The organism is Arachidicoccus ginsenosidivorans, assembly GCF_007971385.1.
Classification (GTDB): Bacteria; Bacteroidota; Bacteroidia; order Chitinophagales; family Chitinophagaceae; genus Arachidicoccus; species Arachidicoccus ginsenosidivorans.
In genome coordinates this window covers 268,532-285,094 of the sequence record NZ_CP042434.1, presented here as the reverse complement: position 1 = coordinate 285,094, position 16,563 = coordinate 268,532, and the positions used below count along the sequence as shown (strand labels likewise).

At 41.7% G+C, this 16,563-nt stretch carries 11 protein-coding genes; 8 read left to right on the top strand and 3 right to left on the bottom strand.

The window, feature by feature from the left end:
• Nucleotides 1-22: 22 nt before the first annotated feature.
• Complete coding sequence (locus FSB73_RS01065; protein WP_146779768.1) at nt 23-1,582, top strand: SusD/RagB family nutrient-binding outer membrane lipoprotein; 1,560 nt, start codon at nt 23-25, stop codon at nt 1,580-1,582.
• Nucleotides 1,583-1,754: 172 nt separating this feature from the next.
• Nucleotides 1,755-4,223, top strand: coding sequence for a phosphocholine-specific phospholipase C (locus FSB73_RS01060; protein ID WP_225974732.1), 2,469 nt, complete (start codon nt 1,755-1,757; stop codon nt 4,221-4,223).
• Nucleotides 4,224-4,372: 149 nt separating this feature from the next.
• Here the strand turns inward: FSB73_RS01060 and miaE are convergent, their stop codons facing one another.
• Nucleotides 4,373-4,954 (bottom strand): tRNA-(ms[2]io[6]A)-hydroxylase, encoded by a 582-nt coding sequence (miaE, locus tag FSB73_RS01055; RefSeq protein ID WP_146779767.1) that lies wholly within the window; start codon nt 4,952-4,954, stop codon nt 4,373-4,375.
• Between the two features lie 753 nt (nt 4,955-5,707).
• Between miaE and FSB73_RS01050 the strand changes: the two genes are divergently transcribed.
• From FSB73_RS01050 to purH, 4 genes are all read left to right on the top strand, one after another.
• Nucleotides 5,708-6,214 (top strand): hypothetical protein, encoded by a 507-nt coding sequence (locus FSB73_RS01050; RefSeq protein WP_146779766.1) that lies wholly within the window; start codon nt 5,708-5,710, stop codon nt 6,212-6,214.
• Between the two features lie 215 nt (nt 6,215-6,429).
• A complete protein-coding gene (rpsL, locus tag FSB73_RS01045; protein WP_091400239.1) occupies nt 6,430-6,810 on the top strand; it encodes a 30S ribosomal protein S12 in 381 nt (126 codons plus the stop codon).
• A 28-nt stretch (nt 6,811-6,838) separates the two neighbouring features.
• Nucleotides 6,839-7,306 carry a 30S ribosomal protein S7 gene (gene rpsG / locus FSB73_RS01040; protein WP_146779765.1) on the top strand — a complete coding sequence of 156 codons (468 nt, stop codon included), beginning with the start codon at nt 6,839-6,841 and terminating at the stop codon, nt 7,304-7,306.
• Between the two features lie 512 nt (nt 7,307-7,818).
• Nucleotides 7,819-9,330, top strand: a complete 1,512-nt coding sequence (gene purH, locus FSB73_RS01035; RefSeq protein WP_146779764.1) for a bifunctional phosphoribosylaminoimidazolecarboxamide formyltransferase/IMP cyclohydrolase — start codon at nt 7,819-7,821, stop codon at nt 9,328-9,330.
• A 193-nt stretch (nt 9,331-9,523) separates the two neighbouring features.
• Here the strand turns inward: purH and FSB73_RS01030 are convergent, their stop codons facing one another.
• Nucleotides 9,524-10,474, bottom strand: a complete 951-nt coding sequence (locus tag FSB73_RS01030; RefSeq protein ID WP_146779763.1) for an NAD-dependent epimerase/dehydratase family protein — start codon at nt 10,472-10,474, stop codon at nt 9,524-9,526.
• A gap of 89 nt (nt 10,475-10,563) precedes the next feature.
• On the opposite strand from FSB73_RS01030, the gene kdsA reads away from it, so the two are divergent.
• Complete coding sequence (gene kdsA, locus FSB73_RS01025) at nt 10,564-11,394, top strand: 3-deoxy-8-phosphooctulonate synthase (RefSeq protein ID WP_146779762.1); 831 nt, start codon at nt 10,564-10,566, stop codon at nt 11,392-11,394.
• Nucleotides 11,395-11,502: 108 nt separating this feature from the next.
• Here the strand turns inward: kdsA and dnaK are convergent, their stop codons facing one another.
• Nucleotides 11,503-13,419, bottom strand: a complete 1,917-nt coding sequence (dnaK, locus tag FSB73_RS01020) for a molecular chaperone DnaK (RefSeq protein WP_146779761.1) — start codon at nt 13,417-13,419, stop codon at nt 11,503-11,505.
• A 307-nt stretch (nt 13,420-13,726) separates the two neighbouring features.
• On the opposite strand from dnaK, the gene FSB73_RS01015 reads away from it, so the two are divergent.
• Nucleotides 13,727-16,543, top strand: a complete 2,817-nt coding sequence (locus FSB73_RS01015) for an outer membrane beta-barrel family protein (protein WP_146779760.1) — start codon at nt 13,727-13,729, stop codon at nt 16,541-16,543.
• The last annotated feature ends 20 nt before the right edge of the window (nt 16,544-16,563 follow it).

Here is a 16,563-nt window from a genome sequence, read left to right as displayed (position 1 = left end):
TTAAACAAAGTAAAAACACAAGATGAAAACAATATTTAAATACATATCAGAAACGATATTTATATTTTTGGCCGCCGGATTACTGCTGGGTAGCTGTACCAAAAATTTTGATGAAATCAACACCAATCCGGACAAGTCAACCAGTACCAGTGCTGCTGCGCTGGCAACCAGTATGATTGCCTCTATCACGTCCTCTGACATAAGTGGGACTAAGACTTTTATGCAGCCATTTATGATGGATAAATCTATACTTTGGACCGAACAGCAGGAAGGTTCGCAATACAATAAGATTGGGAGAACAGATTTTGACAGACTGGAAGTTTTAAGAAACGTGCCGGTCATGCTGGACTATGCCGCGGATCTGACGGATGGTACACAACCCTCATATGAAGCATTGGGGCATTTTATCCGTGCCTGGGAGTTTTTTTATACGACAATGACTGTTGGAGATATTCCTTATAGCGAGGCCATTAAAGGAGAGTCAGATGGCGTCATTAAGCCGAAATATGATAGTCAGAAGGAGGTCTTTGCCGGCATTTTAAATGAGCTGGACAGTGCGAACATGTTATTTGGGAAAGGCGCTAATTTTGAAGGGGATTTTATTTACGATGGAGATGTTAGTAAGTGGCAGAAACTCACCAATAGTTTTGAACTTTATGTACTGATACAACTCTATAAACATACAGATGATCCGGATTTAAAAGTAAAGGAACGTTTTAAAACAATAGCTACTACCAGAAATCTGATGAGTTCAATTAATGATAACTTTGCAGTGACTTATCAGAATGCAGGTGGACTTTGCTATCCCTGGTCCAATACGCCGGTGCAGGTGAACTCCTTTGTGATTTATCCGGTCATTGGCAGAAATCTGATTGAACCACTGAAAACAACAAAGGATCGGCGTCTTTTTTATTTTGCAGAACCAGCTGCGGCCAAGATAGCAGGCGGGCTGGGCGCAGATGACTATAATGCTTATGTGGGAGTAGAGGCCTCTGATCCAATCAATCAGGTGAAACTTGCACATGATAATGACCTTTTTTGTGATGTCAATAATCGTTACGTGGATCTCTTTAATGCAGAGCCTGTAGGCCTGTTTAATTACTGGCAATTACAATTTGTGCTTGCAGAAGGAGCCGTCAGGGGCTGGTTACCTGCTTCAGATGCCGAAACATATTTTGAAAATGGGATTCGGGCCAACATGAACTTCCTTAAAGCAAATACAGGTGATAAGTATACGCATGGTATGCCAATAACAGATGAATATATCACTAGTTTTTTGCCAACCGTTAAATTGACAGGAACGACTGAACAGCAAATTGAACAGATTATAACCCAGGAATATATCGCTGGTTTTATGCAAGATGCGAATAACAATGGCTGGTTTGAAAACCGGCGTACCGGTTATCCAGTATTTAAACTCAATACGGCTACCAATCAAAATCAGCCAAATACAGGGTTCCCTAAAAGATGGCTGTATCCACAAAATGAACTGGACCATAATGCAGAGAATGTGGCGGCAGCCATTCAGAGTCAGTTTGGTGGCAACGATAATGTAAATAACCTGATGTGGATTTTAAAATAAACTGGCCAGAAGCGCCTTGTTAAAATTGCAGGCAAATTAATGGATAGAATGTATATTGAACGCCTTGTGAAAGCAAGGCGTTTTCTTTAAACATGGCATTTGAATAAAATATTAAAACAAACATGGATACAAGAAGAGAGTTTTTAAAAAAGGCAGGAATGCTGGGGGCGCCATTGGTGTATGGTCGGCACTTCCGGCTTCTATCAAAAGAGCCTTAGAAATAGATCCTGAAAAAGGAAGCACCTTTATGGATGCAGAACATATTGTGTTGCTCATGCAAGAAAATCGTTCTTTTGATCATCTGCTGGGCTCATTGCAGGGCGTTAGGGGTTATAATGATCCCAGAGTGGTCACTACACCTATTGGCAATAAAGTCTGGATGCAAACGGATGAAAAGGGGCAGACCTATGCACCTTTTAGATTGGATATTAAAAAGACAAGATCCACCTGGACGGGCAATTTGCCGCATTCCTGGACCAATCAAACAGATGCCCGCAATAATGGAGGTTTTGATAAATGGCTGATTGCTAAAAGATCGGGAATTAAACAATATCGCAATCTCCCCTTGACCCTTGGGCATTACACCAGAGAGGATATCCCTTTTTATTATGCACTAGCTGATGCCTTTACAGTGTGCGATCAGCATTTTTGTTCCTCCCTTACCGGCACTACGCCCAATCGTTTATTTTTCTTTACCGGCAAATTAAGAGGTGGGAAAAATAATCAGGCCAATGTGGATAATGAAAATGTAGACTACGCAAATGAAGCAGATTGGCAGACTTTCCCTGAAAGATTGGAAGAGGCCGGCATTTCCTGGAAAGTTTACCAAAATGATGTCAGTCTGGATAATGGCATGAATGGGACAGCGGATTTCTGGCTCGGTAACTTTACAGATAACCCACTGGAATGGTTTAAACAGCATGGTATCCGCTATAGCCCCGGTCATTATAACAAAGTATTGCAGGATCTAAAGACTTTGCCTGGTGAAATTGAAAAGGCGAAGGAAAAGTCAAATCAGTTATCAGGGCCTGAATTACAAAAAATGGAAAGGAAGATAGCCCAGATGGAAAGAAGTCTATCCTATGCCAAAGTGGCCGTGGAAAAATACAGCCCAGAAGCATTTAAAAAACTACCCCAAAAGCTTCAAAACCTGCATAATAAAGCCTTTACCATAAATGCTGGTGATCCCTGCTATCACCAGGTGGATACCATCCGATATACAGATAATGAAAGCGGCAAATCTAAACAAATGAAGGCACCTAAGGGAGACGTTTTTTACCAGTTCAGAAAAGATGTGCGCTCCGGGGACTTACCGGCTGTTTCCTGGCTGGTTGCCCCACAGGCATTTTCTGATCATCCCAGCTCACCCTGGTATGGCGCCTGGTATGTATCTGAGGCGATGGATATTCTAACCAGTAACCCAGAAATCTGGAAAAAGACGATTTTTATTCTGACCTATGATGAAAATGACGGGTATTATGACCATGTTCCACCTTTTGTAGCCCCCAATCCCAAAGATAAGACCACCGGCTTGGCCTCAGAAGGACTTGATATCGAAAATGAATTCGTTAGCCTGGAAGAGGATATATTAAGAGTAGGAGAGCGGCGTAAAACTTATGCCAGGCAGAGCCCCGTGGGCTTGGGGTATCGGGTGCCTCTTATGATTGCTTCACCCTGGACAAGAGGTGGTTGGGTGAACTCTCAGATTTTTGATCATACCTCTGTTTTGCAATTAATAGAATCCTGGCTATCCAAAAAGACGGGCAGAGAAATCAAGGAAGAAAATATCGGCAGCTGGCGCAGGGCTATGTGTGGCAATTTGCACTCCGTATTTCGGCCCTTTAACCGCAAAGAGAGTAAACTGCCCTTTATAGAAAGAGATGCGTTTTTAGGGAGTATTCAGCAGGCAAAGGACAAAGAGGTCCCGGACGGGTTTCACCTGATGGGAGATCAGGATATAGTAAAACTAAATCAGGAACCGCAAAGTTCACCCTACCAGCCCAAACAGGAACCTGGGATTCGTAACGCCTGTCCACTTCCCTATGAGTTGTACGCTGACCTTCATTTTAATAGAGAAGAAGGAGCCTTGATTTTAAAGATGCAGGCAGCAGACAGGCTGTTCGGTGATCAATCGGCCGGATCACCATTTGCAGCTTACTGCCAAGGAAGCCCCGAAGATTTTAAAGTACGTAATTATTCTGTAAAAGCGGCCGATCGGTTAACGGATAACTGGTCCTTGGACAACTGGCAAGGGGATCATTTTAATCTCCAGTTACATGGGCCTAACGGCTTTTTAAGGGTCTGGAAAGCAGAAAAAACAAAAGCAGCTTATCTGCCAGAAATCAGTATTGTTTACCTAAATGATGCAAAACCGGGGAAGGGCTTTGATATCAGTATTAAAAATCCAACCGAAGAAACCCTGCATTTGACATTGAAAGACAATAGTTATGGGAATCCAAGCAGACCGTTAACGCTGCTGGCAAAAGATCATGCTGTTATCCACTGGCCCGTTAAAAAGAGCTATGGTTGGTATGATTTCTCCATTCACGATCCCAAATCCGGCATCATTTGTCAGTATGCAGGCAGGGTGGAAGATGGAAAAGCCAGCAAGACAGATCCCTTAATGGGGCAGGCCCTGTAATAATTAGATCAGAAAAGGGGCCAGATTAAACTAAATAAGAAAGTGCGCCAGAAATCCTGAGTTAAGATTTTGGCGCACTTTAATTTAAAGATTATTAGTACAATGGGAAAAAGGGAAGAAGAAAAAGGAAAAAGGAAAAAGAGGAAAGACTATCCGTGAATATGTTCCTTTTTGCCATATGACTGAATCAGAACAGATTCAAACTCAAGCCACTGCTGCCATCTTTTGTCAACATCTATGTCTACGGTATATTTACGGGCAAAATTTAGAAATAAGGTATAATGCCCCGCCTCAGAAACCATCAGGTCATAATAGAACTTTGCTAATTGCGGGTCTTTAATGTTTGTGGAAAGTAATTTAAACCTTTCACAGCTCCTGGCCTCAATCATGGCAGAAAATAAGAGGCGTTCAATAAAAGAAGCATTGCGACTGCCATCTTTTTTACAAAATTTCATCAACTGGCCCACATAATCATCCTTTCTCTCTCTGCCGAGTGTATACCCTCTTTCCCAGATCAGTTGGGTGACCATCTGGAAGTGTTGTAGCTCTTCCATGGCAACCTCCGTTAATGCCTTCACCAGGTCAGGATATTCTGAGTTATTGGCAATCAAAGAAATAGCATTGGTTGCCGCCTTTTGTTCGCACCAGGCGTGGTCCGTTAATATCTCGGAAAGATTGCCTTCTGCAATATTGGCCCATCTGGGATCGGTGGTTAATTTGAGTCCTAACATCGGTTTGTTAAATAATTTGCTGCTGAGAAATGATCATTACAGCCTGCAAAATAATAAATTTTGGGTTGCGGTTAGCACATTAAGAAGCAGGGCTTTAAATCTGGCATTTGCTTAAAAACAATGACGGGTGCTATAAAGCACCCGTCATTGTTTTTAAGCAAATGAACACGACCTTGCCAGCAATGAGCTGGTTCACAAAAAAGCCTTATTGATTATTACAACCGGTAAGGCGATTGTTGCTTTTAAGCCTTTACGACCTTCAGTTTGCGCATTCTCTGATTTTCGCTAACGACAAACAGACCTATAAAAATAGGAATCAATAAGTGAAAATAACCTCCCAAGCCCAAAAGAAGATATCCTACGATCCATAGGATGACCAACATTGTTCCTGTGTTATATAATTTTTTGTACATGAATTTATTTTTTTAAGAAAGGATAAATGGTGATGCCTGCAATCTACTTCTTGCTTATGATGCCTTGATTTGCGTTCAAGTGGAGTAAAGAGAACACGAAGCTAGACTAATGCAGGGGATACGAAACGTTAATTGTGCTTTTGTGTACTATAAAAGCCTCTTATAAGCGCAATTTCAGTTAAATAGTAAGATATGAATCGTTCAACTTAGCTTTGGGCTATTGCGCAGGATGGTTTACTTAGAGAATTCCCAGGTAAAATTGTATTTTTACCTCTGGGTGCCTTAAATTGCGTTAGCTTTTACATTAAACATTCTCTCACCCCCATACCATACCATAGCAATGCATATATCCATTCCCGGAAAATACAATTACTCCAAGCTACTGGCAGCGGGCTGTCTATCCATATTGATGATTGCAGCTGGCTGCAACAACCAAAATAGTCAAACAGCTGATTCCCAGCAAAAAGATGCTAAACAAGTACCACCTCATAAGAAAGGAGAGCGGCAGTGTTATAATTTGATGGAAAGGGGAGATACGATTGTCATTTCTATTAACTGGCTGGATTCCAGCAAATTTACTGGATCAATGCGCTACCAACTGCATGAAAAAGATCGAAATATCGGCACCTTGGAGGGCGTCCTAAAGGATTCAATACTCCTGGCTGATTATCAATTTAGTGCAGAAGGAATGACTAGCAGAAGGGAAGTGGCATTTAAACCAATTGCTGATTATCTGGTGGAAGGTTATGGGGATATTACACCGGATTCAAGTGGTTTTAAGTTTGCGGACCCTTCTTCTTTAAAATATGACCTAAATCTAAAAATACATAAGGTAAACTGCTTATAATCAAGCAGGTATAAGTATTATGGATTGTTTTTTTGATTAATGTGCAGTTCATATATATAATAAGGTAGCTTTTATGTAAATTTGCACCAAGACTTAAAATACAGATATACACAGGTGTGGATATTTTCGAAGCAATATTATTTTGATAAAATTTTGAATTGTTTGAATAATATACCTACCTTTGCAATCCGTAAAAAAAATATTAAGTATTTAGAATGCCTACAATACAACAATTAGTAAGAAAAGGCCGCGAGACAATCAAAGCCAAGAGTAAATCCAGAGCATTAGACGCTTGTCCTCAACGTCGTGGTGTTTGTACACGTGTTTACACCACTACACCTAAAAAGCCGAACTCTGCCCTGCGTAAAGTAGCTAAGGTTCGTCTGACCAATAAAATTGAGGTAATCGCCTATATTCCGGGTGAAGGCCATAACCTGCAGGAGCACTCCATCGTTCTGATTCGTGGTGGAAGGGTAAAAGATCTGCCAGGTGTACGTTATCATATCGTACGCGGTAGTCTGGATACAGCTGGTGTTAAAGGCCGTAAACAGAGCCGTTCTAAATACGGTGCCAAGAAGGAAAAGGTTAAAAAATAATTGAATAACAGCAGATTTTAGATAAATAATGAGAAAATCCCAAGCCAAAAAGCTCCCATTAGCGCCCGACGCTCGTTTTAATGACAAAATGGTTACCCGTTTTGTAAACAACTTAATGTGGAGCGGTAAAAAGAGTACGGCTATCAAAATTTTTTACGATGCTGTAGATAAGGTTTCCAAAACCACTAACGAAGATGGTTATGAAATCTGGAAAAAAGCTTTAGCAAATGTTACCCCATCTGTTGAAGTTCGCAGCCGCAGAATCGGAGGTTCAACCTTCCAGATTCCAATCGAAGTTCGTCCTGATCGTAAAATTTCCCTGAGCATTAAATGGTTAATCCGTTTCAGCCGGGAAAGAAATGGTAAAACCATGGCGGATAAACTGGCCAATGAAATTATTTCTGCCAGTAAGGGTGAAGGTGCTGCTTTCAAAAAGAAAGAAGATACACACCGTATGGCTGACGCAAATAAAGCGTTCTCTCACTTCAGAATCTAATCGGATTCAAAAGTTGACTGAGATTGAACACGGAGTGACTGGATTATAGGATTATAATGAATCAGTTGGTTCTTTAAAATCAATAAGAATCGTGAATCCTTACAGAATTTCAAGACTTCGAATAATTTCAGGTAGTGATTTGTCCAATGAAAGCCTGTCCGATACCTAATATCAGATAGACATAAATAGTCATAGCAAATTAGATTTTAGAGATTAATAATAATATAAATAAGGCCCTCCAATTGGAGGGCCTTATTCATTGTTGAAAATCATTGTTGAAAGTCATTGTTCAAAGTCATTGTTCAAAGTCATCGCCAGAAGTCAGCTTAGGATGGCTTAAATTGGGCAATACGATGATGACTTAACTCAAAGCCTGAGTTTTGCACCGCAGAATTGATTGTTGTGGAAAATTGCCCCTTGTAATACCCGGTATACATTGTAAATTTGTGCCCTAATCGTTAATCATTCTTTTGGCAGCTTATCTCTATAAAAACTGCCGCAAATCAAATCATATGCAAAAAAAAATTCAGTCTGCACTGATTTCCGTTTTCTACAAAGACGGACTGGCTCCGCTTGTTCAGCAGCTGCATGAACAAAATGTCACCATTTATTCCACAGGTGGGACACAGAAATTTATTGAACAGCAAGGTATTGCCTGCGTACCGGTAGAAAACCTGACTCATTTTCCTTCTATTTTGGGTGGCCGTGTCAAGACTTTGCATCCTTGCGTATTTGGCGGCATTCTTGCCAGAAGAGATAATGAACAGGATCTTGCGGAAATGAAGGAATTTAAAATTCCGGAAATCGACTTGGTGATCGTAGACCTGTATCCCTTTGAACAGACACTAAAACAAACTAGTGAGGAAAAGCTGATTATTGAAAAAATTGATATAGGGGGGCCTTCTATGATCCGGGCTGCAGGCAAGAATTATAAGGACTTGGTGGTCATTTCTGACAAAGCAGATTATGCCGGACTGGTTGACCTATTAAAAGCACAGCAAGGTGCCACCACTTTAGAACAGCGTCGATCTTATGCGGCCAAAGCCTTTGAAGTGGCTATGAACTACGATATTGCCATCAATAATTTCTTTAATGGTACCATCCTGCAAACGCTTAATGACAAGCAGGTAATGCGTTATGGAGAGAATCCGCATCAGCAAGGTAGCTTCTATGGTAACCTGGATGAGGTATTTGAACAGTTAAATGGCAAAGCGCTTTCTTATAACAACCTGGTGGATGTTGACGGCGCGGTACAGCTGGCCCTGGAATTTAAAGAGGAAAAAGAACCAGTATTTGCTATTTTTAAGCATACCAATGTCTGTGGAATCGCTATTCGACCCACCTTAAAACAAGCCTGGGACGCTGCACTGGCTGGCGATCCCGAGAGTGCGTTTGGCGGTGTGATCATCACTAACAAAACTGTAGATAAGGCCACCGCAGACGGGATCAGTGAGATTTTCTTTGAAGTTTTGATTGCGCCAGCATTTGAACCGGAGGCGCTGGAAATATTAAAAGCAAAAAAGAACAGGATCATTTTGCAGATTAAGCCGGATGCCCCTTTAGCTAAGACATCCTTTAAATCCATACTCAACGGCACACTCGTACAAGACATCGATAAAGGCAACTTCGACAAATGGGAAGAAGTCGGTGGGCGGGAATGCACGCAGGAGGAAAAAGAAAATCTGGCATTTGCCAATCTGGTATGCAAACACCTGAAAAGCAATGCCATTGCGCTGATTAAAAATAAACAGCTTGTGGGCAAAGGCTGCGGCCAGACCAGCAGGGTAGATGCCCTTCGTCATAGTATTGAAAAAGCGAAACAGTTTGATTTTGACCTGCATGGCGCCGTTCTGGCTTCTGATGCGTTTTTTCCTTTTGATGACTGTGTTAAATTGGCGCATGCAGAAGGTATCGAAGCGATCATTCAACCAGGAGGCTCCATTCGTGATAAAGACAGTATCGCATATTGTAAGGAAAACAATCTGGCCATGGTTCTTACCGGTCAGCGTCACTTCAGGCATTAATAATAACGACCAGTTAGCCTAAGTAACGCCGTTATTTTTTAAGCTATAAGTATATAGAAAAATCCCCTACTTTAACAAGCCCTTATTCAAGGGACTTTATTAAAGTAGGGGATTTTTGTCTTTTTACGGCTTGTTATATGGGACAAATAGGCGTTTAGTCATCTAAGAAGCCACTTCGCCTATAAATGCCCTGTTATGGTTTTACATTTTTCAACATATCCGCAGTCATTTTAGCCAGGTCAAATTCAGGTTCCCAACCCCAGTCTTTTCTGGCTTCACTATCATCAATAGAAGCAGGCCAGCTGTCTGCAATCGCCTGGCGAAAATCCGGTTGGTACTCAATGGTAAATTCAGGCAGATGCTTTTTGATTTCTGCGGCAATTTCGTTGGGAGAGAAGCTGATGGCGCCCAGGTTATAAGACCTGTGGGTTTTAATGTTTTCTAATGGGGCATCCATTAGCTCCAAAGTGGCTCTGATAGCATCCTCCATATACATCATGGGCAGATAGGTATCCTGCTTTAAAAAACTAGTGTAGGTGCCTGTTTTGAGGGCACTGTGGAAGATATCAATCGCATAATCGGTGGTACCCCCTCCTGGCGCTGCCTTGTAGCTTATGATGCCAGGATAGCGGATACTGCGTACATCCACCCCGTATTTTTCAAAATAATAATTGCACCAGGATTCGCCGGCATATTTACTGATTCCATAAACCGTTGTTGGTTCTACGATGGTTTGTTGCGGACAGTTGTCTTTTGGAGAACTGGGTCCAAATACAGCAATGCTACTGGGCCAGTAGACACGTTTTAAATGCTCCTCTTTGGCAATTTCCAGTACATTTAAAAGTGCGGTCATGTTAATATTCCAAGCCATTAAGGGCTGTTTTTCTCCTACGGCCGATAATACAGCAGCCAGATGGTAGATTTGCGTTATACCATGCTCTTTTACAATTTGGTGCATGGCCTCTTTGTTTAAGGCATCCAGCGTGGTAAATGGCCCTGTTCCTTTAATCAGCGGGCTTTCCTCCCTTAAATCGGAGGCCAATACTTGCGCACCACCAAATTTCTTTCTCAATGCTAATGTCAGCTCACCGCCAATCTGTCCACCGGCTCCAATAACCAGTATCTTTTCGGTATCTATATCCATATACGAAGGTATTTTATTTTCGAACCACAAAGAAAACAAAACTTTGACGTAAGTTCGCATATCTGAACAAAATAAAACAAACGTTTGATATGGTAAATACAACCTCATTTATGGATAAGCTGGTAAGTGGCCAGCAATATCATCCTGATCATTTCTTTTTAATTGCCGGTCCTTGCGTTGTAGAAGGAGCCTCATTACTCGATGAAGTCGCTTCCAGGGTATCGGCGGTTTGCAAGCGACTGGAAATCCCCTATATTTTTAAAGCCAGCTATAGGAAGGCTAATCGCACCAGCGCAAGCTCTTTTACAGGTATAGGAGATATAGAGGCGCTGACAATGCTTAAAGCAGTATCTGAAAAGTATAAACTACCGACCGTATCTGATATCCATTCAGCGCCCGAAGCCGCTATGGCAGCTGGGTATGTGGATATGTTGCAGATTCCAGCCTTTCTTTGCCGGCAGACGGAACTTTTAGAGGCAGCTGCGAAGACAGGCAAGGTCGTAAATGTTAAAAAAGGCCAGTTTCTAAGCGGCGCTTCCATGAAATTCGCTGTAGAAAAAATTAAAGCGGCGGGCAATGACCAGGTGTTGCTGACAGAAAGAGGTACGACTTTTGGTTATCAGGATCTGGTAGTAGACTATCGTAACATCCCAGTGATGCAGCAAACTGGCGTACCAGTCGTTATGGACTGCACACATAGCTTACAACAACCCAATCAGACTACAGGTGTTACCGGCGGTAATCCGCAGATGATAGAAACCATTGCAAAGGCAGCCATTGCCGCTGGTGCCAATGGCTTATTTATTGAAACCCATCCCAACCCTGCAGTGGCTAAAAGTGATGGTGCCAATATGCTGCAGCTGGACTTATTGGAGCCTTTGCTGGAAAAACTGCTCAGAATCAGAAAAGCAATACTGTAGCATCCCTCAGCTATTGAATACGCATAAAAAAATCGCAGCCAGGAATGATATTTTCCCCGACTGCGATTTTTTTATTGCTAAATAGCGATTTATCGCATTAACTTATGCTTATTTTACTTCCTCGAACTCTGCGTCTGTCACATCATCGCCACCTGTTTGCTGACCTTGATCGGCACCTGCAGCACCCTGAGCAGCGTCAGCTCCCGGAGCTGCACCCGCTTCTTGTTGGGATTTGTAGATATCTTCACTAGCTGCGGTCCAGGCGGTATTCAGTCCTTCCATCGCTGTATTGATGGCGGCAATATCCTGGGTTTTATGTGCTTCTTTCAGGTTGTTCAGCGCCGTTTCAATCGGTGCTTTTTTCTCAGCAGGGATCTTTTCGCCAAACTCTTTTAATTGTTTTTCGGTCTGGAAAATAAGGCTGTCTGCTTTATTGATAGAATCTACCTTTTCACGTTCAGCTTTATCGGCTGCTTCGTTGGCTTTTGCCTCATTTTTCATTTTTTCGATCTCTTCTTTGCTCAGACCGCTACCGGCTTCAATACGGATCTTCTGTTCCTTACCGGTGCCTTTATCCTTCGCGCTGACATGCAGGATACCATTGGCATCTATATCAAAAGTTACTTCGATCTGCGGTACCCCTCTTGGAGCAGGGGGGATGCCGTCCAGGTTAAATACCCCCAGGCTCTTATTGTCCTTGGCCATGGAGCGTTCTCCTTGCAGGATATGGATCTGTACGCCAGGTTGATTGTCGCTGGCAGTGGAGAATACTTCTGTTTTTTTAGAAGGAATCGTAGTATTAGAAGGGATCATAGGCGTCATTACACTACCCATGGTTTCAATACCCAGGGTAAGCGGGGTGACATCTAAAAGTAATACATCTTTCACTTCTCCGGTTAAAACCGCCCCCTGAATAGCAGCACCTACCGCTACAACTTCATCAGGATTTACACCCTTATTGGGTTTTTTGCCAAAGAATTTTTCAACGATTTCCTGTACTTTAGGGATACGCGTAGAACCACCTACCAGGATGACTTCATCCACATCAGCTGCTGTATAACCAGCATCTTTTAAGGCTGCCTGACAAGGTTTCAGGCATCTTTCAAATAAACTGTCACTTAACTGCTCAAATTTGGCACGAGTCAGTTTTTTGACAAGGTGTTTGGGTACGCCATCCACTGCAGTGATATAAGGCAGGTTGATTTCTGTCTCAGAAGAAGAGGATAATTCGACTTTTGCTTTTTCAGCAGCTTCTTTTAAACGTTGCAAAGCCATTGGATCTTTACGAAGGTCGATTGCCTCATCATTTTTAAATTCATCGGCCAACCAGTCCATAATGACTTTGTCAAAGTCATCACCACCCAGGTGGGTATCACCATTGGTAGATTTTACCTCGAAGACACCATCACCCAGATCCAGGATAGAGATATCAAATGTACCACCACCTAAGTCAAATACGGCGATTTTGTGTTCTTTGCCACCTTTGTCCAGGCCATAAGCCAGGGCAGCAGCAGTAGGTTCGTTCACAATACGGCGAACATTCAATCCTGCAATCTCGCCGGCTTCTTTAGTTGCCTGACGTTGTGCGTCATTAAAATAAGCAGGAACAGTGATCACTGCTTCGCTTACTTCCTGACCTAAATAATCTTCGGCAGTCTTTTTCATTTTCTGCAAAATCATGGCAGAGATTTCCTGTGGGGTATATTGACGACCGTCAATATCAACCCTTACCGTATTGTTATCACCCTTGACCACCTTATAGCTGAAGTGAGAGATTTCATTAGAGACTTCATCAAACTTACGTCCCATAAAACGCTTCACACTCATAATTGTATTCTGCGGATTGGTGATTGCCTGGCGTTTTGCCGGATCACCTACTTTTCTTTCTCCGTTTTTCAAAAACGCAACAACGGATGGAGTCGTACGACGTCCTTCCTCATTGGCGATTACAACAGGTTCGTTCCCTTCCATTACGGCAACGCAACTGTTGGTTGTTCCTAGGTCAATTCCTATTATTTTGCCCATATTATATGATTTTTATTTTTTACTTTTTTGTTCTGTAACGGTATGTCAATCACCATGCCACCGCTTATATTATGCAAAAATGGCAGTCATGACAGAGACAGTTCACCAATTATGACATAAATTTTTAATATGGCAGTCGCCTTGTCAGCAAAGAGAATTTCTTTTCATCCAGATATATAACCGTTCATACTGATTTTGAAGGGTTATTGCTGAAGTTAACATTTTATTTGTCTACTAAAAACATATATTTGTAACTAATAAATTAGTTTTAATTGTTGGATTGGTTCGTTTAACGCAAAATAAGTACATGAGAAAAAGACTTCTGCTAATCGCATCAGGTTTGCTACTGCTTATGCAGGCATTCGCGCAATCACCTCAAAACATTACGGGCAAGGTAGTGGACACCTCGACCCATCAGGGCATGAAAAACGCCGCTGTTTTATTACTGGCAGCCAAAGATTCTATCATGAATCAGTTTGCCAGGACAGATAAGGATGGTGCGTTTTCCTTAAAAAATGTAGATACCGGTAACTATGTATTATTGGTCACTTATCCTGAATTTGCTGATTATGTAGAGAAATTGCACATTACAAACGAAAGTCCGGCAAAGATCGGGGCCATTACCTTGGTAGAAAAGGCGCATCTATTAGAAGATGTCATTGTGCGCCAGCAAATTGCTGCGATTCGTTTTAAAGGAGATACCACGGAATTCAATGCGGATAGTTTTCGTACACAGCCCAATGCGAATGTAGAAGACTTATTAAAACAATTGCCTGGTATTCAGGTGGATAAGGATGGTAAGATTACGGCTCAGGGCAAAACGGTAGAAAAAGTGCTGGTAGACGGCGAAGAATTCTTTGGAGATGACCCGACGCTGGTGACCAAAAACCTAAGGGCGGATATGGTGGATAAAGTCCAGTTATTTGATAAGACCAGTGATCAGGCCGCCATGACCGGAATTGATGACGGTCAAAAACAAAAAACCATTAATATTAAGCTTAAAGAAGATAAAAAGAACGGCTATTTTGGTAAATTATCTGCTGGTGTTGGTACAGACGATTTTTACAGTACACAGGGCATGTTTAATTACTTTAAAGGTAAACGTAAATTTGCCGCATACGGTACCTTTGCCAATACGGGTAAAATGGGATTGGGCTTCCAGGATCAGATGAAATATGGCGTATCCGGCAATAATGTCCAGATTATGGACGGTGGTGGTATTATGATCTCTGGTGGTAGTGGAGATGATGCATTGTCCTCCTGGAATGGCAATTATGATGGACACGGCATCCCAATTGTGAATTCAGGCGGTGTTCATTATGATACCAAATGGAATGAGGACAAGGACTTTTTGAACCTGAATTATAAAATAGGCGGCATGAGCGTCAAAGGAAATAATTCTACAGATTTACAAAGTAATTTGCCGGATGGCGTGCTATATACGCATACCAATGACGATTTTAAAAAGAGTCTGTTTCGTCAAAAACTAGACGCTGCCTATGAGCTTAAAATTGACTCCATGGCTACACTTAAAATCAATGCGGGAGGTAGTCTTTCCAATAACTCCACGCATGATAGTTATAGTACGGCTGCTGACAGGGGCATTGACAGAGACACGGTGGTCAATAGAGGAAATCGCAATATTAACAATGATGGACACGATAAAGCCTTTCAGATGAATGCCTTCTGGGCCCAGAAGTTCCATAAAAAAGGTAGGGCACTTACGGTCAATCTGAGTGAATACAATAAAAACAGTGATATCTCTGGTTACCTGTATTCTAAATATGATTATTATAAAGAAAATGAAATGACGGACTCAGAGATCACAGATCAGTTTAAGACCAGTCATTCAAAAAGTAATAATCTGGATATCAAGGCGACGTATACGGAACCGCTTAGTACAAAATCCTCTGTTGTTGTCAACTATGGCATCAATAGTGTGAACTCAAATTCTGACCTTAAAAGTTTTAATAAGGGGGATGCTGGATATACAGAGTTAGACGAAACTTATAGTAACCATTATTTATTTGATCAGTTTGCTCATGTCGGGGGCGCTGCCTATGCGTACAAGGATAATAAAATCCAGATCAGCGCCGGTACCAATTTGTCTGCAGTAAACTACACCCAGACAAATGAATATACGAGTGAAGAATTAAAAAGAGATTTCATCAATTGGAATCCTTCAGCGAGCTTCCAGTATAAATTCTCTTCCACAAGAACCATGAGGATCGGTTATTATGGCAGTACCACGCAACCCAGTATCACGCAGTTGCAGCCGGTGCAAAATAACAGCGATATCCAAAATGTCTATATCGGTAACCCAGATCTGAAACCATCGTTCAGGAGTTCCATTAATGCCAGTTATTTTAGTTCTAAAGTACTCAATCAGCGCTATATGGGCTTCTATGGTAATTATTCCATTGTGAGCAATCCGATCGTGTCCAATGTGACCACCGATCTGGATTCAGGAAAGAGTGTATACCAGTATCAGAATCTGAACCAAAGCACCACTAACTATAATGGTAGTATTTTCTATAGTCGAAAACTAAAATTCTGGGATATGAATCTGTCCTCCGATTTAAATATCAGTGGAAATAAATATGTCAACTATACCAATTCAGAAATGAACGTGACAAAGTCTAATAATTACTCAGCCGGACTTCGTTTAAGTAAGTACAAAGAAAAAGTATTGGATTGTTCCATCCGGTTAAGAGGCGGATACAACTCAAATTCCTCCACTTTGCAAAGTCAGATTGACAACAATTATTGGTCTTATACCATAAGCCCGGATCTGGACTTTTTCCTGCCTGCCAAATTCCAGATACATACCGACCTGAATTATGACTATCAGGGGGCAACCCAAAGCTTTGATGCGCGCAAACAAACGATCTGGAATGCCTGGTTGGGTAAGAAATTCTTAAAAGATGAGAGCCTGCTTTTAAAATTTGAGGCGAACGATCTTTTAGATCAGAACAAAGGATTCACCAGAAACGCTTACAATAACAATATTTCCCAAACCTATTACACCACCATCCATCGGTATTTTATGCTGTCCCTAACCTGGGATTTCAATAAAATGGGGGCCGGTAAAAAGGCAGAGGGCGCTGGTAGTGTGGTTAAATAATGATAAAGAGCGGAACCTTT